The organism is Shinella sp. NM-101, from assembly GCF_021401195.1.
Classification (GTDB): Bacteria; Pseudomonadota; Alphaproteobacteria; order Rhizobiales; family Rhizobiaceae; genus Shinella.
This window is the reverse complement of the sequence record NZ_JACBFT010000015.1, coordinates 37,483-59,412: the sequence shown is the minus strand read 5'-3', so window position 1 is coordinate 59,412 and position 21,930 is coordinate 37,483. Positions and strand designations below refer to the sequence as shown.

General features: G+C 65.8%; 19 protein-coding genes. 6 read left to right on the top strand and 13 right to left on the bottom strand.

Features of this window, described 5'->3' with window-relative positions; translation table 11 throughout:
• On the top strand, nt 1-687 hold the full coding sequence (locus tag L0976_RS22425; RefSeq protein ID WP_203318637.1) for an ABC transporter ATP-binding protein: 687 nt from the start codon (nt 1-3) through the stop codon (nt 685-687).
• Here L0976_RS22425 and L0976_RS22420 read toward each other — a convergent pair whose 3' ends face one another.
• Nucleotides 688-825, bottom strand: coding sequence for a hypothetical protein (locus tag L0976_RS22420; RefSeq protein ID WP_234189348.1), 138 nt, complete (start codon nt 823-825; stop codon nt 688-690).
• Nucleotides 826-1,179: 354 nt separating this feature from the next.
• Here L0976_RS22420 and dnaE point away from each other — a divergent pair, with 354 nt between their 5' ends.
• Complete coding sequence (dnaE, locus tag L0976_RS22415; protein ID WP_234189347.1) at nt 1,180-4,674, top strand: DNA polymerase III subunit alpha; 3,495 nt, start codon at nt 1,180-1,182, stop codon at nt 4,672-4,674.
• A 20-nt stretch (nt 4,675-4,694) separates the two neighbouring features.
• On the opposite strand, the gene L0976_RS22410 is transcribed toward dnaE, so the two are convergent.
• A complete protein-coding gene (locus L0976_RS22410; protein ID WP_234189346.1) occupies nt 4,695-5,213 on the bottom strand; it encodes a DinB family protein in 519 nt (172 codons plus the stop codon).
• Between the two features lie 67 nt (nt 5,214-5,280).
• On the opposite strand from L0976_RS22410, the gene L0976_RS22405 reads away from it, so the two are divergent.
• Nucleotides 5,281-5,931 (top strand): TetR/AcrR family transcriptional regulator, encoded by a 651-nt coding sequence (locus L0976_RS22405; RefSeq protein WP_234189345.1) that lies wholly within the window; start codon nt 5,281-5,283, stop codon nt 5,929-5,931.
• Here the strand turns inward: L0976_RS22405 and L0976_RS22400 are convergent.
• The 3 genes from L0976_RS22400 to L0976_RS22390 form a co-directional block, all read right to left on the bottom strand.
• Entirely contained in the window at nt 5,924-7,228 is a 1,305-nt protein-coding gene (locus L0976_RS22400; protein WP_234189344.1) for a L,D-transpeptidase family protein, read from the bottom strand. The two genes, L0976_RS22405 and L0976_RS22400, sit on opposite strands and share 8 nt — an antisense overlap.
• Nucleotides 7,229-7,361: 133 nt before the next feature.
• A complete protein-coding gene (locus L0976_RS22395) occupies nt 7,362-8,705 on the bottom strand; it encodes a DNA polymerase IV (RefSeq protein ID WP_234189343.1) in 1,344 nt (447 codons plus the stop codon).
• A 124-nt stretch (nt 8,706-8,829) separates the two neighbouring features.
• Nucleotides 8,830-9,129, bottom strand: a complete 300-nt coding sequence (locus L0976_RS22390) for a DUF3572 domain-containing protein (RefSeq protein ID WP_234189342.1) — start codon at nt 9,127-9,129, stop codon at nt 8,830-8,832.
• Nucleotides 9,130-9,270: 141 nt separating this feature from the next.
• Here L0976_RS22390 and L0976_RS22385 point away from each other — a divergent pair, with 141 nt between their 5' ends.
• Both L0976_RS22385 and L0976_RS22380 read left to right on the top strand, forming a co-directional pair.
• The gene (locus L0976_RS22385; RefSeq protein WP_003547430.1) at nt 9,271-9,642 is read left to right on the top strand and encodes a response regulator; all 372 of its coding nucleotides are present in this window, start codon (nt 9,271-9,273) and stop codon (nt 9,640-9,642) included.
• A 16-nt stretch (nt 9,643-9,658) separates the two neighbouring features.
• Nucleotides 9,659-11,026, top strand: coding sequence for a PleD family two-component system response regulator (locus tag L0976_RS22380; RefSeq protein ID WP_203318644.1), 1,368 nt, complete (start codon nt 9,659-9,661; stop codon nt 11,024-11,026).
• A 661-nt stretch (nt 11,027-11,687) separates the two neighbouring features.
• Here the strand turns inward: L0976_RS22380 and rpmG are convergent.
• The 6 genes from rpmG to topA form a co-directional block, all read right to left on the bottom strand.
• Nucleotides 11,688-11,855 (bottom strand): 50S ribosomal protein L33, encoded by a 168-nt coding sequence (gene rpmG / locus L0976_RS22375; protein ID WP_003547442.1) that lies wholly within the window; start codon nt 11,853-11,855, stop codon nt 11,688-11,690.
• A 94-nt stretch (nt 11,856-11,949) separates the two neighbouring features.
• Nucleotides 11,950-13,134, bottom strand: a complete 1,185-nt coding sequence (locus L0976_RS22370) for an MFS transporter (protein ID WP_203318645.1) — start codon at nt 13,132-13,134, stop codon at nt 11,950-11,952.
• A 13-nt stretch (nt 13,135-13,147) separates the two neighbouring features.
• Nucleotides 13,148-13,810, bottom strand: coding sequence for a hydrolase (locus L0976_RS22365; protein WP_234189341.1), 663 nt, complete (start codon nt 13,808-13,810; stop codon nt 13,148-13,150).
• On the bottom strand, nt 13,807-14,277 hold the full coding sequence (locus L0976_RS22360) for a DUF983 domain-containing protein (protein WP_203318646.1): 471 nt from the start codon (nt 14,275-14,277) through the stop codon (nt 13,807-13,809). The genes L0976_RS22365 and L0976_RS22360 overlap by 4 nt, the downstream gene beginning before the upstream one ends.
• Before the next feature lie 127 nt (nt 14,278-14,404).
• Complete coding sequence (gene rnr / locus L0976_RS22355; protein ID WP_234189340.1) at nt 14,405-16,753, bottom strand: ribonuclease R; 2,349 nt, start codon at nt 16,751-16,753, stop codon at nt 14,405-14,407.
• 222 nt (nt 16,754-16,975) lie between these two features.
• Entirely contained in the window at nt 16,976-19,624 is a 2,649-nt protein-coding gene (gene topA, locus L0976_RS22350) for a type I DNA topoisomerase (protein WP_234189339.1), read from the bottom strand.
• A gap of 259 nt (nt 19,625-19,883) precedes the next feature.
• Here topA and L0976_RS22345 point away from each other — a divergent pair, with 259 nt between their 5' ends.
• Nucleotides 19,884-20,138, top strand: a complete 255-nt coding sequence (locus tag L0976_RS22345; RefSeq protein ID WP_203318649.1) for a hypothetical protein — start codon at nt 19,884-19,886, stop codon at nt 20,136-20,138.
• Here L0976_RS22345 and dprA read toward each other — a convergent pair.
• Nucleotides 20,070-21,221, bottom strand: coding sequence for a DNA-processing protein DprA (gene dprA, locus L0976_RS22340; RefSeq protein ID WP_234189338.1), 1,152 nt, complete (start codon nt 21,219-21,221; stop codon nt 20,070-20,072). The genes L0976_RS22345 and dprA overlap by 69 nt on opposite strands.
• A 2-nt stretch (nt 21,222-21,223) precedes the next feature.
• Complete coding sequence (gene plsY / locus L0976_RS22335; RefSeq protein WP_234189392.1) at nt 21,224-21,829, bottom strand: glycerol-3-phosphate 1-O-acyltransferase PlsY; 606 nt, start codon at nt 21,827-21,829, stop codon at nt 21,224-21,226.
• Between the last annotated feature and the right edge of the window lie 101 nt (nt 21,830-21,930).

Genomic DNA, 21,930 nt, shown 5'->3' with positions numbered 1-21,930 from the left:
ATGACTGCGCGCGCGGCTTTGGAACTCAAGGGCATCGAACGGCACTACGGCCAGGGCGAGACGGTGCTGGCCATCCTCAAGGGGGCGGACTTCACGCTGAAAAGCGGCGAGACGGTCGCGCTGGTCGCCCCGTCGGGCACCGGCAAGTCGACGCTGCTGCACATCGCCGGCCTGCTCGAAAAGCCCGATGCCGGCGAGGTCATCGTCAACGGCCATTCCTGCGCCGAACTTTCCGACGACCAGCGCACGGCGATCCGTCGCGGCGAGATCGGCTTCGTCTACCAGTTCCACCATCTGCTGCCGGAATTCACGGCGCTCGAAAACATCATGATGCCGCAGCTCATCGGCGGCCTCTCCAAGGCGGAGGCGCGCGAGCGCGCCGCCCAGCTTCTCGACTACATGCGCATCGGCCACCGCGCCGACCATCGCCCGTCCGAGCTCTCCGGCGGCGAGCAGCAGCGCGTCGCCATTGCAAGGGCCGTCGCCAATGCGCCGCTCGTCCTGCTCGCCGACGAGCCGACCGGCAACCTCGATCCGGAGACCGCCGGCTACGTTTTCGAGGCGCTGGAAGCGCTCGCCCGCCAGTCCGGCCTTGCCTCGCTGATCGCGACCCACAACCACGAACTCGCCGGCCTCATGGATCGCCGCGTGACGATCGAGGACGGCCTCGTGCGCGAGCTTGCCTGATTAGCGGCCGGCTCCGCGCATCGCGCGGTCGCTCTCGCCCTTCCAGTCCATGAACCGTAGGAACCGCGCCTTTCCGGCGACAAGGCGGCCTTCGCCCTTGCGCTTGCCGGCCGGTGCGCCGAGGTCGCGGAACACCATGTTGTTTCCTCATCATCCTTCCTGATCGCGTCCTGGGAGAAATCCTCCGGCATCGCTCCAGATTGGCTGCGAAAAGCTGTTGACACGGGAACAAAAATCGAACAAATTAAAAACATAACAGGAAAGGTAGCCACATGACCGATTTTCTTCGCGATCTTGCTGCATTCACCTCCGTCGCCATGTTCGTCGCCAGCTTCTCCGTCATCCTCTTCGGCATCTGACGGCGGAATGTCGTCCGCCGCCATGGCGTCGATATGAACCATGCGTGGAAACCGGGTGCAAAGCCAAGAACCTTCTGGACGGGACGGGGTCGAATCCGCTTAAGCTCTCCATCTGATCGGAAGGAAGATGCGGATGGCCGGCGAAGCACCAGGGACGGATGACGAGAAGATCGCGCAGACGCCGGAATTCGTGCATCTGCGCGTGCATTCGGCCTTCTCGCTGCTGGAAGGCGCCCTGCCGATCAAGAAGATCATCGGCAAGGCCATATCGGACCGGCAGCCGGCGATCGCCATCACCGACACCAACAATCTCTTCGCGGCCCTCGAATTCTCGCAGAAGGCGATCGGCGACGGCATCCAGCCGCTGATCGGCTGCCAGCTGTCGATCGACATGGAGGACGAAGGCGAGGGGGAGCGGCGCGGCCCGCAGGCGCAGCTCCAGAAGCTGCCCTCGATCGTCCTGCTCGCGGCGAGCGACGCCGGCTATGTGCGGCTCGTCGATCTCGTCAGCCGCGCCTATCTCGGCGGTGAGGGCAACCAGTCGACCCGCATCGCCTTCAACTGGCTGGAGGAGGGCGCCGAAGGGCTGATCGCGCTTACCGGCGCGCGCGGCGGGCCGGTCGACATGGCCTTCCTCGCCGGCCAGCCGGCTGTCGCCAAGGCGCGGCTCGATGCATTGAAGCGCGTCTTCGGCGACCGGCTCTATATCGAGCTGCAGCGCCACGGGCGCTACGACCGGCAGCACGAGCGGCGCATGGTCGAGCTTGCCTATGCCGAGGACATGCCGCTGGTCGCCACCAACGAGCCCTTCTTCCCCGCGCCGGACGACTACGACGCGCACGACGCGCTGATGGCGGTGGCGCACAATGCGATGGTCTCGGACGACAACCGCTTCCGCCTGTCGCCGGACCACTATCTCAAGAGCCGCAAGGACATGGCGAAGCTCTTCGCCGACCTGCCGGAGGCCCTGGAGAACACGGTGGAGATCGCCCGGCGCTGCTCCTTCGTGCTGAAGACCCGCGGGCCGATCCTGCCGCGCTTCACCGGCGCGACGGACGATCCGGAAGAGGCGGAGCGCGCCGAAACGGCCGAGCTGCGCCGCCAGGCCGTCGAGGGCCTCGAGAGCCGCATGGCCTTGCTCGGCCTGACGCCTGGCTATGCCGAACAGGATTACCGGGAGCGGCTGGACTTCGAGCTCGGCGTCATCGAGCGCATGAAGTTCCCCGGCTACTTCCTCATCGTTTCCGACTTCATCAAGTGGGCCAAGCAGCACAACATTCCCGTCGGTCCCGGCCGCGGTTCCGGCGCGGGCTCGCTCGTCGCCTATGCGCTCACCATCACCGACGTCGATCCCTTGCGCTTCTCGCTGCTCTTCGAGCGCTTCCTCAACCCGGAACGCGTCTCGATGCCCGACTTCGACATCGACTTCTGCCAGGACCGCCGCGAAGAGGTGATCCGCTACGTCCAGCAGAAGTACGGCCGCGAGCAGGTGGCGCAGATCATCACCTTCGGTTCGCTGCAGGCCCGCGCGGCGCTGCGCGACGTCGGGCGCGTGCTTGAGATGCCCTATGGCCAGGTCGACAAGATCTGCAAGCTCGTGCCGAACAACCCGGCCAACCCGACGCCGCTTTACAAGGCGATCGAGGAGGAGCCGAAGCTGCAGGAGGAGGCGGAGAAGGAGCCGGTCGTCGCCCGCCTGCTCGACATCGCCCAGAAGATCGAGGGCCTCTACCGCCACGCCTCGACCCACGCCGCCGGCATCGTGATCGGCGACCGGCCGCTCTCCCAGCTCGTGCCGATGTACCGCGATCCGCGCTCCGACATGCCGGTCACCCAGTTCAACATGAAATGGGTGGAGCAGGCCGGCCTCGTGAAGTTCGACTTCCTCGGCCTCAAGACGCTGACCGTCCTCAAGACCGCCGTCGACTTCATCCGCAAGCGCAATATCGAGGTGAAGCTCGAAAGCCTGCCCCTCGACGATCCGCCGACCTACGAGATGCTCTCGCGCGGCGAGACGGTCGGCGTGTTCCAGGTGGAAAGCGCGGGCATGCGCAAGGCGCTGATCGGCATGCGGCCCGACTGCATCGAGGACATCATCGCGCTCGTGGCGCTCTACCGCCCCGGCCCGATGGAGAACATTCCGGTCTACAACGCCCGCAAGCACGGCGAGGAGGAGATCGAGTCGATCCACCCGAAGATCGACCATCTGCTCAAGGAGACGCAGGGCGTCATTGTCTACCAGGAGCAGGTGATGCAGATCGCCCAGGTCCTGTCCGGCTACTCCCTCGGCGAGGCCGACCTTCTGCGCCGCGCCATGGGCAAGAAGATCAAGGAGGAGATGGACAAGCAGCGTGCCCGCTTCGTCGACGGCGCGGTGAAGAACGGCGTCTTCAAGCCCCAGGCCGACCTGATCTTCGACCTGCTCGCCAAGTTCGCCAACTACGGCTTCAACAAGTCGCACGCCGCCGCCTACGCCATCGTCTCCTACCAGACGGCCTATCTGAAGGCGCATTACCCGGTCGAGTTCCTCGCCGCGTCGATGACCTACGACATGTCCAACACGGACAAGCTGAACGATTTCCGGCAGGATGCCGCGCGGCTCGGCATCGAGGTCGTCCCGCCCTCGGTGCAGACGTCGTTCGCCCATTTCGAGACGGGCGAGAACCGCATCTACTACGCGCTTGCCGCCATCAAGGGCGTCGGCGAGGCGGCCGTGCAGCACATCGTCGAGGTCCGCGGCGATGCGCCGTTCAGGAACCTGGAGGATTTCTGCGCGCGCATCGATCCGAAATTCGTCAACCGCCGCGTCTTCGAAAGCCTGATCGTCGCCGGCGCCTTCGATTGCTTCGGCCATGACCGGGCTGCCATGATCGCCGGCCTCGACCGCCTGCTCGGCGCGGCCCAGCGCGCCCAGGAGAACAAGACGAGCGGGCAGGGCGACATCTTCGGCATGGGGGCGGCGACCGGGCCGGAGGTCATCACGCTGCCGCCCTATACGCCCTGGCTCGCCTCGGAGAAGCTGCACCGCGAGTTCCAGGTGCTCGGCTTCTTCCTGTCGGCGCACCCGCTCGATACCTATGCCCCCATCCTGGCGAAGATGCGCGTGCAGACCTTCGGCGATTTCTCAGCCGCGGTGAAGCGCGGCGCCACTGCCGGCCGTCTTGCCGGCACGGTGACCTCCAGGCAGGAGCGCAAGACCCGCACCGGCAACAAGATGGGCATCGTCGCCTTCTCGGATTCCTCCGGCCAGTTCGAGGCGGTGCTGTTCTCGGAAATGCTGAACCAGTACCGCGATCTTCTGGAGCCCGGCAAGTCTCTGGTCATGACGGTGCAGGCGGAGGAACGCCCGGAGGGCATCGGCCTTCGCATCCAGACCCTGCGCTCGCTGGAGGAGGAATCGCTCCACACCCAGAAGGCGATGCGCGTCTATGTGCGTGATTCCGGCCCGCTCCGCTCCATCGCCGCCCATCTCAATACGAAGGGCGACGGCCTCGTGTCCTTCATCGTCATCAAGGACAACGGCCAGCGCGAGATCGAGGTGGAGCTCAACGACCGCTTCCGCATCTCCCCCGAAATCGCCGCCGCCATGCGTTCGACCCCGGGGGTTCTGGACGTGGAACTGGTATAGCGGGACATCCGGCTCAAGCCTTAGGCCGCCGGCTTTGCTCCGAGAGTGCGCCGTGACGGCTCGCGCCGATGAAGGTAGACGGCGAAGGTGTCCCAGGGCGGGGTGACGGAAGCCTGCGACAGCAGGCGGCCGGCTTCCCCGCGGTGGTAGCCTGCATGAAGCGCCACATGGAGCAGCATTTCCGCCCGCGTCATCGCGCCGTCGTCGCCATCGGTAAAGGTGAAGGCGATGGTCTCGGAGAGGTCCGGCGCCGGCATGCCGTGAAGATAGTCGAGATACCACCGGTCGGAGGCGGCGACCGCGGCGCGCAGGGCATCGAGCGTCGGCGTCTCGGCCGTGTTGTCGGAGAGATAGCCGTGCGGCCTGCCGGAAAGGTGGCCTGCGAATATCCGGGCGACGACATGGGAATGGTTGATCAGCCGGAGGGCGTCGTGAAGCGTGGCGGCCTGCCGCTCCGTATCGAGCGTTTCCAGCTTGTCGAAAAGATCGCCGTTCGCCCAGGCGTTATAGCCGAAGAGTTCCCTTAGCATTGCCGTCATCGTGCATCTCCTTCCAGGGCTTTGCGAATGCGAGTAAACTGCTCACATTCTGGCAGGGAGGAAGTCGATGTCTACTCGCATTGCGAACAGGAGCCTGGCGATGCGCAAGGAGCCGCGCCAGTCGCGCTCGCGGGTGACGGTCGAGGCGATCCTCGATGCGGGCGCTCGCATTTTGAGCGACGAAGGCTGGGCCGCCTTTACGACGAACAGGGTCGCCGAGGTCGCGGGCGTGAGCATCGGCTCGCTCTACCAGTATTTTCCCGACAAGCTTTCCCTGGTCGATGCGATCCGCAGCCGCCACCTGGGGGATAGCATGGCGGTCCTGCGCGGGGCGCAGGCGGATGCCCTTTCGCCGTCCGCCTTCGCGGTTTCCGTCGTGCGCGGGATGATCGCCGCGCACAGCCGCTATCCTGGCCTCCATCGGGTGCTTCTCGACGAAGCGCCCGCGACGGACGATTATCGCGATCCGGACAGCGAATTCGAAGTCGCATTCCTCGGCCTCTACGCGAAGGCTATTGCCTCATGCCGCAAGGGCGCGGTCACGACGAAAGATCGCGAGGCCGCGCGCATCCTGTCGGATGCCATCGACGGGGTCATCCACAACGCGGCCCGGCGGGGCACGTTGGGCGATCCCGCCGTCGCGAGCGGATTGGTGCGGCTCGTCAGCCTCTATCTCGGCGATGCGTCGGCATCGCCGCCCGGGCCGGTCGTCAATTGACGAGCGTGATCGACGATCTCTTTTTCTTCTTCTTGCCCTGCATGACCGAGGCATCCGCCTTCTGCACCTTGCGGGTCACGGTGATGAAGTCCGTGCCGTCGCCGGTTTCCGGACCGAGGCCGGTATCGGAGATGGACAGGGACGCGCCTTCGCTCATCAGGCCGGAAATGCGCATGCGCATCTCCTCGGGAATGTCGAGGCGGTCGAGGGTCTTCGCGGTGGCGTCGGGCGCCGACGCATCGGCCTCCGTGGTGATGCCGAGGCGCTTCATGGTGGCCTTCGGGAGCTGGTTGTCCATGCTCACGCCGTACCATTCGGCCGTGCCCTTGTCGGCATCGACATCGCGGGCGATGAGGAAATGCGTGCCGAGCGCGATCTCCGCGTCGCGGATGGTGATCGGCTCCTCGATGAGCGGCTTGAACTTCTGGCGCACCAGTATCCGGCCGTTCGGCGGCGTGCCCTTTCCGGCCTTCGCATAGACGGCGGCAAGCAGATCGGGTGTCGCCATGCCGTCCTCCTTGAGGCCTTCGGCAAGCTGGAAGGCGCGGATGGCCGAGACGGTCTGCCTGCCGTGGCGCCCGTCCGGCGTGCCGGCGTCGTAGCCGAGGGCGGTCAGCGCCGCCTGAAGGTCCATCAGCAATTCGCGTTCGCCGCGGCGGGTGACGAGGATGCGGATCGGGTCCTGCTCGGTCTTCTGGATGATGGGCTCGGCGATCGACGGCTTCGGATCGGTCATCGCCACCTCGACGCTCCTGCCGCCGGCCTCGATGAGGGCGGGGCGAAGGTCGGCGTCGGAAAGGAGCGGCGTATCCGGCACCACGACCGAGGGCCTGAACAGCGCGGCATGCGCGATGGGCTGCGGCGCGGTCTCGCGGTCGGTGATCAGCACATGGCCGCCGCGCCGGGTAAGGGAGAACAGCGTCTTGGCAAAATCGTTCGGCAGGCGCACGCAGCCATGCGAGGCGGGAAAGGACGGCACGCTGTTGGAAGCGTGCAGGGCGATGCCCGACCAGGTGAGCCGCTGCATGAAGGGCATCGGCGCGCTGTCGTAGATGTTGGAGAAATGCGTGCGTTTCTTTTCGAGGATGGAGAAGATGCCGGTCGGCGTCGAATGGCCGGCCTTGCCGGTGGAAACGCGCGAGGTGGCCACGACGACACCGCCGTCGTAGATCTTCAACTCCTGCAGGTCCTTCGAAACCATGATCTGGAGCGGACCCTCCAGCGTTCCACCGAGCACCGTGGTGCAGCTCAGCATCAGGCCCAGAACGCTCATGCCGGTGGCGAGGCGAAACTTCATGTAACCCATCCATACGCAATACAAACCGGCGGAAAGCGTACGGCATCGGGTTTAAGGAAGGCTTGATGCGCCGGGAAGCGGCCTCCGATCCGCGCCGTCCCGATGCATCGGGAAAGGCCGGCCGGCCGGGCGTTCAGTCGCCGGGCTCGCCGATTTTCCCCGCTGTCTTGACGGTCAATTTTCCGTGAAAACGCTCGGGGCCGGATCTGCCGAAGGTATAGCCGGTCTCCACGCTCTCCTTGCCGAACTTGTCGCGCAGCGCGTTCATCGCTGCTTCCGCGGCGGCGCGGCGTGCGGCGGCCGGGTCGACGAGGTCGGGCGGATCGGCCCGTTCGGGATCGGTAAGGTCGCTGACGCCGATGCCGATCAGCCGGTACTTCGTGCCGTCCGCCTCCTTGCGCAGAAGCTCCATGCCCGTGCGGAAGATCCGGTCGGCGAGCATGGTCGGGTCTTCGAGCTTGCGGTTGCGCGTGCGGCTCCTGAAGTCCGCCGTCTTCAGCTTGAGGACGACCGTCTGGCCGGCGATGCCGGATTTGCGCAGCCGCGTGGCGACCTTCTCGCTCAGCCGGCGCAGATGCGAGACGAGCTCGTCATAGCGCGCGATATCGTCGAAAAAGGTGGTTTCGGCCGAAACGCTCTTGGCCGGGTCGTTCGGGTGCACCTCGCGGTCGTCCTGGCCGCGCGACAGGTTGAAGAGCCGCTTGCCCATGATGCCGTAGCGCCGCATCAGGTCGGTTTCCTCCATCGTCTGGAGCTGGCCGACGCTGCGGATGCCGTCGCGCTCCAGCGTCTGCGCAAAGGCCTTGCCGACGCCCCAGATCAGCCGCACCGGCTTGTCACGCAGGAAATCCAGCGCCTCGGCCTCGCCGATGATGGAAAAGCCGCGCGGCTTGTTGAGGTCCGAGGCGACCTTGGCGAGGAACTTGCAGTAGGAAAGGCCGATGGAGATGGTGATCCCGACCTCCTTCTCCACGCGCTGGGCGAAGCGCGCCAGCACGCGGGCGGGAGGATCGTGATGCAGCCGCTCGGTGCCCTTCAGTTCCAGGAACGCCTCGTCGATGGAGATCGGCTGCACGAGCGGCGTGAGCTCTTGCATCATCGTGCGCACCTGGCGGCCGACGCGCACGTATTTCTCCATGTCGGGCTTGATCACGACGGCGTTCGGGCAGGCTTCCAAGGCCTTGAACATCGGCATGGCGGACCGCACGCCGTTGATCCGCGCGATGTAGCAGGCGGTGGAGACCACGCCGCGCTTGCCGCCGCCGATGATGACCGGCTTGTCGGCTAGCTCCGGATTGTCGCGCTTCTCGATGGCCGCATAGAAGGCGTCGCAGTCGATATGGGCGAGCGTCAGGCCGTAGAGCTCGTCATGATAGACGAGACGGGGGCTGCCGCAGGCCCGGCAACGGCGCAGGCCCGCAGGCTGCCCGGCAAGGCAGTCGCGACAGAAGCCCGGAAAATTCACGGCGATGCTCATGGTCTGGAACAAATGTTGAACATCGCGACATTACCGCTTAAACTCGCGAGTCTCAATAGTTGCGAGGGGCTCGACGCATGACCGTGAACAGCCATGCGAATGGCGGTCCGCCCGGGAAGGACGCTCAGACGTCGCCGCCGCCGAACGGTCCGGAAATGATCGAATGGGCGTTGACGACGGCCTCCGGCGCAATGCCCGTCGCCTCGCTGAAGGCGATGAGCGTTGGCTCGTGGCTCATCAGGAAGTCGAGGAGGCCGGCAAGGAAGCCGGGATCGTTCACGGCGTTGCGAACCTCGGCCGGCGAAACGCCGGTAAGCGCAAGGAAGCGCGAGAGCAGTTCCGGCTCGCCGGCGAGCCAGCCGAGGATGGCGACGGCGGTCGCATCCGCGTCCTGTCCCGCGGCTGTATCTTTTTGGCTTTTCATCGTCTTCCCTCGGGAAATTTACCTTTTAATCAACCAACTGACGCTAATGTGGCTGCGGTCGGGCTGGGTGATAACGGCTTTGCCGCAACTTATCTATCTCCCGGAAGCTTGCAAGGCCGGTGAGAGGAACAGGGACGCACGATGCCCAAGCAGGTCATGATTGTCGAGGACAACGAGCTGAACATGAAGCTCTTCCGGGACCTCATCGAGGCGTCCGGCTATACGACCATCCAGACCAGGAACGGGATGGAGGCCCTTGATCTCGCGCGCAAGCACCGCCCGGACCTGATCCTGATGGACATCCAGCTTCCCGAGGTTTCCGGCCTGGAGGTCACCAAGTGGCTCAAGGAGGACGACGAGCTTCACGTCATCCCCGTGATCGCCGTCACTGCCTTTGCGATGAAGGGCGACGAGGAGCGCATCCGCCAGGGCGGCTGCGAGGCCTATGTCTCCAAGCCGATCTCCGTCCCGAAGTTCATCGAGACCATCAAGACCTATCTGGGCGACGCGTGAGGCGGAGGGCAGCAGCATGACGGCACGAATCCTCGTCGTCGACGACATCCCGGCCAATGTGAAGCTGCTCGAGGCGCGGCTTCTGGCCGAGTATTTCGACGTGCTGACGGCCGAGAACGGCTACGATGCCCTGTCCATCTGCGAACGCACCCAGGTCGACCTCATCCTGCTCGACGTCATGATGCCGGGCATCGACGGGTTCGAGGTCTGCGAGCGGCTGAAGGCCAATCCGCGCACCGCCCACATTCCCGTCGTCATGGTCACGGCCCTCGACCAGCCGTCCGACCGCGTGCGCGGCCTGAAAGCCGGTGCCGACGATTTCCTCACCAAGCCGGTCAACGACCTGCAGCTCATGGCGCGGGTCAAGAGCCTCGTGCGCCTGAAGACGCTGACGGACGAATTGCGCCTGCGCGCGGCGACCGCCCATGCCATCTCCATGGAAGAAGGGCTCGACAGCAATCTCGGCGACGAGCCGGGCGACGTGCTGCTCGTCGATGCCCGCGCGTCCTCGCAGGAGCGCATCGCGCGTGCATTGAAGCCGGTCGCGGACGTTACCTGCATGTCCGATCCGCAGGCCGCGCTCTTCCAGGCGGCCGAAAGCAATTTCGAGCTCGTCATCGTCAACGCCAATTTCAACGACTACGACCCGCTGCGCCTGTGCTCGCAGCTCCGCTCGCTGGAGCGCACCCGCTTCCTGCCGATCCTGCTCATCACGGAGCAGGGGGACGACGACATCGTCGTGCGCGCCCTGGACCTCGGCGTGACCGATTACCTGATACGTCCGATCGACCCGAACGAGCTGATCGCCCGCAGCCTCACGCAGATCCGCCGCAAGCGCTGCAACGACCGCCTGCGCGCCAGCGTGCGCCAGACGATCGAGCTCGCCGTCACCGATGGCCTGACGGGCCTGCACAACCGCCGCTACCTCGACAACCACATGAAGCTCTTGATCGACCGCGCGACGGCCCGGGGCCGCCCGCTCTCGATCTGCATGACGGACATAGACCGCTTCAAGCTGGTCAACGATACCTATGGCCACGATGCGGGCGATGCCGTGCTGCGCCAGTTCGCCAACCGCGTCCGCTCCGCCGTGCGCGGCGCCGACCTTGCCTGCCGCTATGGCGGGGAGGAGTTCGTGCTGGTCATGCCGGACACGTCCCGCGACATGGCGGCCGGCGTCGCCGAGCGCCTGCGCACCATCGTCGAGCGCGAACCGTTCCGCATCCCCGGTACGGATGTCGTGCTGCCGATCACGGCCTCTCTCGGCCTCGCCTCCATCCTGCCCGAAGGCGACAGCCCCGAGGCGTTGCTGAAGCGCGCCGACGCCGCGCTCTACGAGGCCAAGCGTTCCGGGCGCAACCGGGTCGTCGCCGCGGCCGCCTGACCGGCGCGCGAAAAGGCATTGTCCACAGGCTTTTTCATATTTCGGACATTTGCTTTTGATTCCAGCCGCTTGCCTTCCGTTGAAGGTGTCCCGTCATTCCATGGGGCGCGGGACCGGATTCGGCGTCGAATCGTACTTTTCATTTTTGATGTTACTAATCAACGGCTTGCCTGGCGCGCAATCATTCCGTGTGCCTGTCGGGGAATTTCCTGGGTTGCAATGAGATCGCGTCTGGGTTGAGGAAGGGCGCGGCCGCGCCGTTGCCTTCCAGGACGCAAGCGCCGTCCGATGGAACAAAGCGGGACCCGGCGGTTAACTATGAGACAACGAGCCGGCGCGGGAGCGTTAAGAATTCGTTGATTTTTTTTCTTTTTAGCGCGATGCTCAACTCATGGGCGGGAAACGTTCCCGCACAACCGGTTACCCCATGATGCTAGGTCCGCCGCATCTCCTGGGTCGTGGGGTCGGTCGGTCAGCTACGACAAATACGGAATCCTCGTGCCGTCGTCGTATCTGGCCGACCCCAGTTCAACGCCGCTCCCGGAAACGGGGGCGGCGTTTCGATTCGCCCGGTTGCAGAAAGTTGCAGGGCCTGGCGCAAAAGAAAAGGCGCCGGACGTTTCCGTCCAGCGCCTTTGCGAACCTCAAAGGGCTCCCAGGATCACTTGATCTTGGTTTCCTTGAATTCGACGTGCTTCTTGGCGACCGGGTCATACTTGGTCTTGGTCATCTTGTCCGTCATCGTACGGCTGTTCTTCGTGGTCACGTAGAAGAAACCGGTGTCGGCCGTCGACAGCAGCTTGATCTTGATGGTGGTAGCCTTGGCCATGGTCGTCCTGCCTTTATGAAAAACGAAGCCGCGGACAGCCAGTCTGCTCCACGGCTTTAAATCTGGGCGGAAACTACAAATCGCGCCCGAAAAGTCAAGCCTGTTTCGGCCGGAAAACCATCCGGAGCAGAGAAAGTACGAGGTAAAAGCCGAAGAAGGCGACGATCGCCCAGGCAAAACCGTCATTGCCGGAGACGTCCATCGCCGCGCCGATCGCCTGCGGGCCGATCACCGTGCCGACCGCATAGCAGAAGATGAAGGCGGCATTGGCGGCGGCAAGGTCCGCCCCGACGAGTCGCGAGCCGAGGTGGCTGAGGCCGATCGTATAAAGGCCCGCAACGCAGCCGCCCCACACGAGCAGCACCCCGGCCATCAGCAGCCAGGTGTGCGAGATGACCGGCAGGGAGAGCGAGCCGGCAAGGCCGATGGCGGCCATGATCGTCAGCAGGCTCCGGCGGTCGCGCATGCGGTCGGACAGGAGGCCGAGCGGAATCTGGAAGGCCATGTTGCCGACACCCATGACGGTGAGCAGCAGCGCGGCCTGCGCCTCGGAAAAGCCGGCGCGGGTGGCGTAGATCGGCAGGAGCGAGAGACCGCCCACCTGCACCGCACCGAAGATGAAGACGGCCGCGGTCGCCGTCGGCACGAGAAGGATGTAGCGCATGAAATGCAGTTCCGGCTTCTCGTCGATGACGGGGCTCTCGCCGCGGGCGAGGAAGATGGGCACGGCGGCAAGCAGGATGATCATCGCGCCGAGCGCGAAGGGCAGCACGCCCTCGCTGCCGATCAGCGAGAAGAGGAGGGGGCCGGTGGCGAAGCCGAGCGAGAGCACCGTCGCGTAGATGCCGAGCACCAGCCCGCGCCGGCTCGGCGGCGCTGCCGCGTTGATCCAGAATTCCGAGAGGATGAAGAGCATGGTGGTCGCGCCGTGGAAGACGAGGCGCAGGGGAAACCACAGCCAGAAATTCTCGATGTAGTAGAAGCCGAGGCCGGAGATCGCGGCGAGCAGGATGGCGGCCAGCATCGTCGTCGAGGTGCCCCAGGCATGGGCGAGGCGCGTCGTGAAGGGCGCGGCGACCATGGCGGCGACGCCGGCCATCGCCGAGTTGATGCCGATCATCGTGGAGGAGATGCCGCGCTTTTCCATGATGATGGAGAGCAGCGGCAGGCCCAGCCCCATGGCGATGCCGACGGCGGAAATGGCGGCGATGGCTGCAACGAGAGACCGCCGGCGAATGTGTTCCCCCGGGCCGGCGGTACCGGATTGCGGCTGCGTCATATGCGATCGATCCTCAAAGCAGATCCCGGTGGAAGCGCCCGCGCCGGGCGTAGTAGAGCGGGGCGGTTCTTCCGAAGGGCAGAGATTCGTCTTCCTGAATGCTTTTTTGAAGCTCTTCAAGGATCAACACGGTTATGTCGGGCATCTGGATGCCCTTATGGTCGAAAATATCCACCCAGCGCAGGTCCTCCAGCTCGTGGCTGGCGGTGGCGCCCGAGGGATCGACGCGCGCCTCGTCGGCAAAAAGCGTGAAGAAGCGCGTATCGAAGCGCCGCACCATGCCGGCGGGCGTGATGGCCCGCGCGAGGAAGCGCAGGCTGGAGAGGTCGGGCCGGAAAGACAGCGCGCCTTCGCCGGGCTCGGCAAGCGGCGCTCCCACCGTGATGCCCGCCTCCTCGTGGAGCTCGCGAAGCGCCGCAACGCCAAGGGCGCGCAGGCGCGAATCGGAACATCGCGTGCCCGCGCGCATCGCAAGCCGCTCGCGGGCGAGCGGGTTCAGGGATCCCGCGACAGGCACCAGGCGATCGCCCGCATCCCGCCGTCCGCCGGGGAAGACGTAGAGATCCGGCATGAAGACATGTTTGCTGCTGCGCCGGCCGACCAGAACGCGAATGCTGCCTCCCGACCGATCGAGAAGCAGGATCGAGGCTGCGTCGACGGGCCGGATTGCGGTCATGCGCTTCTGTCGCCGTAGGCGGCTTCTTCTTCCGGCTCGTCGGGCTTGTCGCCGAAGCCGTGCATCTTCAGGGCCCATTGCAGGCCGATCGTGCCGCCCTTGACGGGCTGCAGCAGCAGGAGCGACAGGATGAGCGTGATCGGCGTCCATATGGCGAGATGCTGCCAGTTGGCAAGCGGCCAGACGAGGTCCGTCGCCATGTAGCCGCCAAGCACGATATGTCCCACGATGGTGATGACGAGATAGGGCGGCAGGTCGTCGGCCCGCTGGGGCGTGTAGTCTTCGCCGCAGGCGGCGCAGTGATCGACCGGCTTGACATAGGCGCGGAAGAGGCGGCCGGAGCCGCAGGCCGGGCAGCGGCTCAGCATGCCCCGCTTGATGGAGCGGCCGACCGGGCGTTCCGCCGGCGTCGCGGCCGCGGCGTCTCCGAAATGCACCGTGCTGCCCTCGTTCTCGTTCGCCTGCATCCTGTTTCCTTCCTGCGGTATCGACCTAGAGCATTTCCGCTTTTCTTCGAATCGCGAAAACGCTCTATCCTTTTGTTTCTACGCAATTCCGGACGCAAAACCGCTGCGCACTTTTGCTGGAATTGCTCTAGCGTCTTCCACGCGGTGGGCGCGTGCCCGGCTGGTGTCGCGGCGCGCCGCCCTTGCGCCGGCCCGACTTGTGGAAGGAGCGGACCGCCGTCGGCATCTTGCGTCCTTCGCTGATCATGTCGAACCGGAGCGAGCCGGCGAGCGGCACCGCTTCGGCGAGCCGCACGCGCACTTCGTCCCCGAGACGGTAGCCGAGACCGGTCTTTTCACCGGAAAGCGCCTGGTGGGCCTCGTCATAGATATAGTAGTCGCGCCCGAGCATCGATATAGGCACGAAACCGTCGGCACCATACTCCGGCAGGGTGACAAAAAGTCCCGCCTTGGTGACGCCCGAAACGCGGCCGTCGAATTCCTCGCCGACACGGCCGGCGAGGTGATGGGCGATCAGCCGGTCCACCGTGTCGCGCTCGGCCGCCATGGCGCGGCGCTCGAAGGTCGAGATTTCCGCCGCGATGTCGTCGAGCGCCGCTTCCTCGTCCGGCGTGATGCCGCCTTCGCCGAGGCCGAGCGAACCCACCAGCGCCCGGTGCACGATCAGGTCGGCATAGCGGCGGATCGGCGAGGTGAAGTGGGCGTATTTCATCAGGTTCAGGCCGAAGTGGCCGATATTCTCCGGGCTGTAGATCGCCTGGCTCTGCGAGCGCAGCACCATCTCGCTGACCATCTGCTCGAACGGCTTGTCCTTGGCCTTGGCGAGGATGCCGTTGAAATGGTTGGAGCGCATGTTGCCGCCCTTGACGAGCGAGATGTCGAGCGTCTGCAGGAATTCGCGCAGCACCTCCTGCTTGGCGAGCGAGGGCGCGTCGTGCACGCGGTAGACGAGGACCTGCTTCTTCTTCTCCAGCGTCTCGGCGGCCGAAACGTTCGCCTGGATCATCATCTCCTCGATGAGCTTGTGCGCATCGAGCCGCGGCGGCACGAAGACCCGGTCGACGGTGCCGTCCTCCTTCAGGAGGATCTTGCGCTCCGGCATGTCGAGTTCGAGCGGCTGGCGGCGGTTCCGGCCGACCGTCAGGATGCGGTAGGCCTGCCAGAGCGGCTTCAGGATCGTCTCGAGGATCGGGCCGGTCTTGTCATCAGGCGCGCCGTCGATGGCGGCCTGCGCCTGCTGGTAGGAGAGCTTGGCCGCGCTTTTCATCATGATGCGGTGGAAGGTGTGGCCCGCCTTGCGGCCCTCATGCGAGAAGACCATGCGCACGGCGAGCGCCGGGCGGTCGACGCCTTCCTTCAGCGAGCAGAGGTCGTTGGAGATGCGCTCCGGCAGCATGGGCACCACGCGGTCGGGGAAATAGACCGAGTTGCCGCGCTTCAGCGCCTCGCGGTCGAGCGCCGATTTCGGGCGGACATAGTAGCTGACATCGGCGATGGCGACGGTGACGATCACGCCGCCCGGATTGTCGGGCGAGGGGTCCGGCTCGGCATAGACCGCGTCGTCGTGGTCCTTGGCGTCGGCCGGGTCGATGGTGATGAGCGGCAGGCTGCGCCAGTCCTCGCGATGCGACATGGTGGCCGGGCCGGCAGCCTCCGCCTCGCGGATGACGGCGTCGGGGAAGACATGGGGAATCCCGTGGGCGTGGATGGCGATCATCGAGATCGCCTTTTCCGAGGCGACCGAGCCGACCACGCCCTTGATCTGCGCGCGCGGCAGGCCGTAGCGGCCCATGCGCACGACGTCGATCTCCACGAGGTCGCCGTCCTTGGCGCCCGCCGTGAATTCCGGGTCGACCTCCATCTCCTCGCCGCGCCGGTCGATGGGCATGATGCGCCCGCCGCCGGTCGTGGAGCGGAAGACGCCCATGCCGGAATTCTTCTTCTTGTCGAGAACCTTGATGACGCGGCCGGTATAGGCCGGCCCGCCGCGCTCCTTCGCCGGGAAGATCTTCGCCAGGATCCGGTCGCCGAGCCCGGCCACCGGCGCCTTGTCCTTGCGCACGCCGCCCGATTGGCGGATGAGCACGGCGGGGGCGACGCCCGCATCGTCTAGCCATTCGGCCGGGCGGCCGATGAGCTCGCCGTCGACGTCTCGCGTCGTGATGTCGAGCACGACGACGGGCGGCAGCGCGCCGGGGCGCACCAGCGACTTGCGGCGCTTTTCCAGCAGCCCGTCTTCCTCGAAGGATTTCAGGAGCGCCTTCAGTTCGACGCGCGCCTCGCCCTTGAGGCCGAAGGCCTTGGCGATCTCGCGCTTGGAGGCCTGTTCCGGATTATCGGCGATGAAGCGCAGGAGAACGTCGCGCGGCGGGATGACGCCGTGGATGATCGGGGTGTCGTCGGCGGGCGGCAGGTCACGGCCCGCGCGGCCGGACCGCCTCGTGTGTCCTGCCCGGCTGCGTGGTTCCTTCGTCATGGCAAAGCGATCCGATGGGAAATGAGACGTGAGCCGCATGCTCCCTTTTCCCCTCGGGGAGAAGGTGCCGGCAGGCGGATGAGGGGGCGTGAGGGTCGGGTTTGGTCGGAGAGCGCCGCGGCTTTCCCCCTCATCCGACCCTTCGGGCCACCTTCTCCCCGAGGGGAGAAGGAGAGCGGCGCCGTCTTGGCCGTCCACGCGAACCCTTGGCGAGCCATGGCGTCAGGCCTTCTTCGCCTTCGCGGCAGCCTTGGGCTTGGCTGCGGCCTTGGCTTTCGGCTTTGCCGCCTTGGTTTCGTCGGACTTGGCCTTCGTGGCCTTCGCCGTCTTCGCCTTGCCCTTGGCGGGCGTCTTGCCGGCCTTCTCGGCGATCAGCACCAGCGCTTCCTCCAGCGTCACGCTATCGGCGGCCTTGGCCTTCGGCAGGGTGGCGTTGACCTTGCCCCAGTTGACATAGGGACCGTATTTCCCGTCGCGCACCGTGATGGCGCCGCCGTCGGGATGGTCGCCGAGCGTCTTCAGCGCCGCCGGCGCGGAACGTCCGCGGCCCGGACCCTTGGACTGCTTTTCGGCGATCACGGTCACGGCGCGGTTGAGGCCGATGGAGAACACGTCCTCGACGGTTTCGAGGTTGGCATAGCTGCCGTCATGCAGCAGGAACGGCCCGTAGCGGCCGATGCCGGCCGAGATCATCTTGCCTGTCTCGGGATGCTGGCCGATGTCGCGCGGCAGCGAGAGCAGGGCGAGCGCCTTCTCGTGGTCGATGCTCGCCGGCGTCCAGCCCTTGGGCAGGCTGGCGCGCTTGGCCTCCTTGCCGTCGCCGCGCTGGACATAGGGGCCGAAGCGGCCGGAACGAAGGGTGATCTCCTCGCCGGTATGCGGATCCTTGCCGAGGCTCTGCGGCTCGTTGGAGGCCGAGGCTTCCGCGTCCGAGCCGCCATCGGCGGAAAGCTGGCGCGTGTAGTTGCATTCCGGATAGTTCGAGCAGCCGACGAAGGCGCCGAACTTGCCGAGCTTCAGCGAAAGCTTGCCGGTGCCGCAGACCTGGCAGATGCGCGGATCGCTGCCGTCCTCGCGCTTGGGGAAGACGAGCGGGGCGAGCTCCTCGTTCAGCGCGTCGAGCACATTGGTGACGCGCAGTTCCTTGGTGTCCTCGATCTGGGCGAAGAAGTCCTTCCAGAAATCGCGGAGAACCTGCTTCCAGTCGAGCTCGCCGGCCGAGATCTTGTCGAGCTTCTCTTCGAGGTCCGCCGTGAAGTCGTATTCGACATAGCGGGTGAAGAAGCTTTCGAGGAACGCGGTGACGAGCCGGCCCTTGGCTTCCGGGATCAGCTTGCGCTTGTCGATGACGATATATTCGCGGTCGCGCAGCGTGGCGAGCGTCGCGGCATAGGTCGACGGGCGGCCGATGCCGAGCTCTTCCATCTTCTTGATGAGGGAGGCTTCGGAATAACGCGGCGGCGGCTCGGTGAAGTGCTGCGTGGCGTTCACCTTCTGCTTGTCGAGTTTTTCCTGAGCATTGATCTCCGGCAGGCGGCCGTCGTCTTCGCCCTCGTCCGGCTGCTCGCCGTCTTCCTTCTGGTCCGTATAGGCGGCGATGAAGCCGTCGAAGCGGATGACCGAGCCGGTGGCGCGAAGGCCCGCCTTGCGGCCGCCGTTGTCGGCCTCGATCTCCACCGTCGTGCGCTCGATCTCGGCGGACGCCATCTGGCTGGCGATGCCGCGCTTCCAGACGAGGTCGTAGAGCCGGAGCTGGTCGGGATCGAGATAGCGCTTCACCTGGTCGGGCGTGCGGTCGAAGGAGGTCGGGCGGATCGCCTCGTGGGCCTCCTGCGCGTTCTTGGCCTTGGTGGAATAGAGACGGGGCTTTTCCGGCACGTAACGCGCGCCGAACTGCTCGCCCACGGCCTTGCGGGCCGCGTCGATCGCCTCGGGCGCCATCTGCACGCCGTCGGTACGCATATAGGTAATGAGACCGACCGTTTCGCCGCCGATATCGATGCCCTCATAGAGCCGCTGCGCCACCTGCATGGTGCGCGAGGCCGAGAAGCCGAGCTTGGAGGAGGCGGCCTGCTGGAGCGTGGAGGTGGTGAAGGGCGGGGCCGGGTTGCGCTTCGTCGGCTTGGCCTCGACGCTCTCGACGCGGTAGGCCGCGCCCTCGAGCAAGGCCTTGAGGCCGTTCGCCTCCTCGCCGTTGCCGATCGACCGCGCCTGCAGCCGCTTGCCTTCGGCCGAGACGAGGCGCGCCTCGAACTCGTCGCCGCGCGGCGTCTTCAGGAGCGCGGAGAGGTTCCAGTATTCTTCCGAGACGAAGCGCTCGATCTCGGATTCGCGGTCGCAGACGAGGCGCAGCGCGACCGACTGCACGCGGCCGGCCGAGCGGGCGCCCGGCAGCTTGCGCCACAGCACCGGCGAAAGGTTGAAGCCGACGAGATAATCGAGCGCGCGGCGGGCAAGATAGGCATCGACGAGAGCGATGTCGATGTCGCGCGGGTTGCGCATCGCATCGAGCACGGCCGACTTGGTGATGGCGTTGAAGACGACGCGCTGGACCGGCTTGTCGCCGATCACCCGCTTCTTCTTGAGCACGTCGAGCACATGCCAGGAAATGGCTTCCCCTTCGCGATCCGGGTCGGTCGCGAGGATGAGGCCGTCGGAGGATTTCACCGCGTCGGCGATGTCCTTCATGCGCTTGGCCGATGCGCTGTCGACTTCCCAGGACATTTCGAAGTCCTCGTCCGGGCGCACGGAGCCGTCCTTGGCCGGCAGGTCGCGCACATGGCCGAAGGAGGCGAGCACCTTGTAGCCGGGCCCGAGATACTTGTTGATCGTCTTGGCCTTGGCGGGCGATTCCACAACTACAACATTCATCGTCATTTCTCTGATACCGGGCGCCGCAGGGTTGGATGCGCGGCGAAAGGGCGTATATCCGCCGGAAAAGTCGTGTCTCGACATGAACAGGGAAAGCGTTCGGGTCAAGAGGTAGGGTTGAAATTAGTCGAATGCAACGCGATGCAACCAATGCGAGATTATTCAACTGTTGCAATTATAAATAATCGTTGTATCGTTTTCTGGGTATAGGAATTGCAACCTATTGGTGATTCTGAAAAATCGATGCAACGGAAAAGCCATGCACTCCAAACCGACCAAGCCCCCGCTCCCGCCCCATACGGCAGAGGAGAATATCGCCTACACCCGGCAGATGCTGGGAGAGCTGCGCGCGGTCGCGGATAATGAAGGCGCCGAGATGCTGCGCTACTTCATCGAGATGGCCTATGTCGAGGCAGGGGATATCCTTGCCGGGTTGCGCCCGCTCTCACTCCGGGGTCGCCGAGACCCCGCCACCGGCATGCCGCTGAAGCCGGCCGGCAAGGTCAAGTTCTAGGAGGACGAGATAAACCGTCGCCGCCGCGATGCCGGTGTGGCGGATGATCTCGTCGATTTCGGCCGGCACCTGGCTCAGCGCGTCCGCGATCCGCTCGCGCTCGCCATCGCTCGGTGGCAGCCGCAGGCCGGGCGGCACGTCTTCCGGCGGCTCTCCCGCGCCCGGGCGGGGCGTGAAGAGGTCCGGCTCCGAAAGCGGCCGCAGCGCCTCCAGCACGTCCTCCGCCGTCGTGGTGATCGTGGCCCCGTCCTTGAGCAGGCCGTTGGTGCCCTCGCAGCGCGGATCGAGCGGCGAGCCCGGTACCGCAAAGACCAGCCGGCCGAAATCGGCCGCATTGCGCGCCGTGATCAGCGAGCCGGAACGCACCGCGGCCTCCACCACCACAAGGCCCAGCGACATGCCGGCGATCAGCCGGTTGCGGCGGGGAAAGTCCCGCGCGCGCGGCTCCCAGCCGAAGGGCATTTCGCTGACGGCAAGGCCCTCTCCTTCGGTGAGTTCGGCGAGCAGGCCGATGTTTTCGGGCGGGTAGGGCTTGTCGAGCCCGCCCGCCATGGCGGCGATGGTGCCGGTATCGAGGCTGGCGCGATGGGCGGCCGTGTCGATGCCGCGCGCAAGGCCGGAGACGATGGAATAGCCGGTGCGGCCGATATCCCGCGCGAGCAGCCCCGCGAACTTCATGCCGGAGATCGAGGCGTTGCGCGCCCCGACGATGCCGACCGCCGGTGCCGCGGCGACCTTGCGGTTGCCCTTGACGGCAAGGAGCGGCGGCGCGCCGTCGATCTGGCGCAGGAGCGGCGGATAGTCCGGCTCGCCGATGCCGACGAAGCCGGCGCCGTGCCGCTCGGCGATCTCCAGCTCGCGTTCCGCATCCGCCCGGCTGGCGACGCGGATGCTGCGCGAAGCGCCGCCGCGCCGGGAGAGTTCCGGCAGCATCTCCAGCGCCGTCTCGGCGCTGCCGAAATGGTTGATGAGCTCGCGGAAGGTGACCGGCCCGACATTGTCGCTGCGGATCAGCCGCAGCCAGGCGATCCTCTGTCGTTCCGTCAGCGCAATTCCCCGTGTCCCTGCGCTGCCGTCGTCCATGGCTATCCCTTGCTGCCGATCCTGCTTTCGGTGCCGTTCATCAGGCGGCCGATATTGGCCCGATGCTTCCACCAGGTGATCACGGTGAGGACGGCGAAGAGCAGCGCCACCTTCTCGTGACCGAGGAACCACAATACAACCGGAGATACGATTGTTGCAACCAGGGCCGAGAGCGACGAATAGCGGGTGAGATAGGCCATGCCGATCCAGACGGCGGCGAAGACCGCGACCATGACCGGCACGAGGCCGAGCAGCACGCCGACATAGGTCGCGACGCCCTTGCCGCCCTTGAAGCCGAGCCAGACGGGAAAGAGATGGCCGAGAAAGGCGGCAAGGCCCGCCGCGATGCCGGCATCGAGCCCCCAGCGCGAGGCGATGGCCGCCGCCGCCGTGCCCTTCAGCGCGTCGAGCAGCAGCGTTGCGGCGGCGAGCTTCTTGTTGCCGGTGCGAAGCACGTTCGTCGCGCCGATATTGCCGGAGCCGATCGCGCGCACGTCGCCGAGCCCCGCCATGCGGGTGAGGATCAGGCCGAAGGGGATGGAGCCGAGAAGATAGCCGAAGGCGAGGGCGGCCAGCGTCGGCAGGGCGCCGAGCTGCCAGGTGAAGATGTCGGACACGTCGGTTTTCCCCCGTTCATATAGTCGCGTTCGCGGCCGTGGATCCTTGGGTCGAGCCCGAGGATGACGATGGAAGGGAGGTGAATGGACTT

Coding starts and splice junctions, on each gene's coding strand:
- L0976_RS22425 (WP_203318637.1), top strand. CDS start 1: ATGACTGCGCGCGCGGCTTTGGAACTCAAGGGCATCGAACGGCACTAC.
- L0976_RS22420 (WP_234189348.1), bottom strand. CDS start 825: ATGGTGTTCCGCGACCTCGGCGCACCGGCCGGCAAGCGCAAGGGCGAA.
- dnaE (WP_234189347.1), top strand. CDS start 1,180: ATGGCCGGCGAAGCACCAGGGACGGATGACGAGAAGATCGCGCAGACG.
- L0976_RS22410 (WP_234189346.1), bottom strand. CDS start 5,213: ATGACGGCAATGCTAAGGGAACTCTTCGGCTATAACGCCTGGGCGAAC.
- L0976_RS22405 (WP_234189345.1), top strand. CDS start 5,281: ATGTCTACTCGCATTGCGAACAGGAGCCTGGCGATGCGCAAGGAGCCG.
- L0976_RS22400 (WP_234189344.1), bottom strand. CDS start 7,228: ATGAAGTTTCGCCTCGCCACCGGCATGAGCGTTCTGGGCCTGATGCTG.
- L0976_RS22395 (WP_234189343.1), bottom strand. CDS start 8,705: ATGAGCATCGCCGTGAATTTTCCGGGCTTCTGTCGCGACTGCCTTGCC.
- L0976_RS22390 (WP_234189342.1), bottom strand. CDS start 9,129: ATGAAAAGCCAAAAAGATACAGCCGCGGGACAGGACGCGGATGCGACC.
- L0976_RS22385 (WP_003547430.1), top strand. CDS start 9,271: ATGCCCAAGCAGGTCATGATTGTCGAGGACAACGAGCTGAACATGAAG.
- L0976_RS22380 (WP_203318644.1), top strand. CDS start 9,659: ATGACGGCACGAATCCTCGTCGTCGACGACATCCCGGCCAATGTGAAG.
- rpmG (WP_003547442.1), bottom strand. CDS start 11,855: ATGGCCAAGGCTACCACCATCAAGATCAAGCTGCTGTCGACGGCCGAC.
- L0976_RS22370 (WP_203318645.1), bottom strand. CDS start 13,134: ATGACGCAGCCGCAATCCGGTACCGCCGGCCCGGGGGAACACATTCGC.
- L0976_RS22365 (WP_234189341.1), bottom strand. CDS start 13,810: ATGACCGCAATCCGGCCCGTCGACGCAGCCTCGATCCTGCTTCTCGAT.
- L0976_RS22360 (WP_203318646.1), bottom strand. CDS start 14,277: ATGCAGGCGAACGAGAACGAGGGCAGCACGGTGCATTTCGGAGACGCC.
- rnr (WP_234189340.1), bottom strand. CDS start 16,753: ATGACGAAGGAACCACGCAGCCGGGCAGGACACACGAGGCGGTCCGGC.
- topA (WP_234189339.1), bottom strand. CDS start 19,624: ATGAATGTTGTAGTTGTGGAATCGCCCGCCAAGGCCAAGACGATCAAC.
- L0976_RS22345 (WP_203318649.1), top strand. CDS start 19,884: ATGCACTCCAAACCGACCAAGCCCCCGCTCCCGCCCCATACGGCAGAG.
- dprA (WP_234189338.1), bottom strand. CDS start 21,221: ATGGACGACGGCAGCGCAGGGACACGGGGAATTGCGCTGACGGAACGA.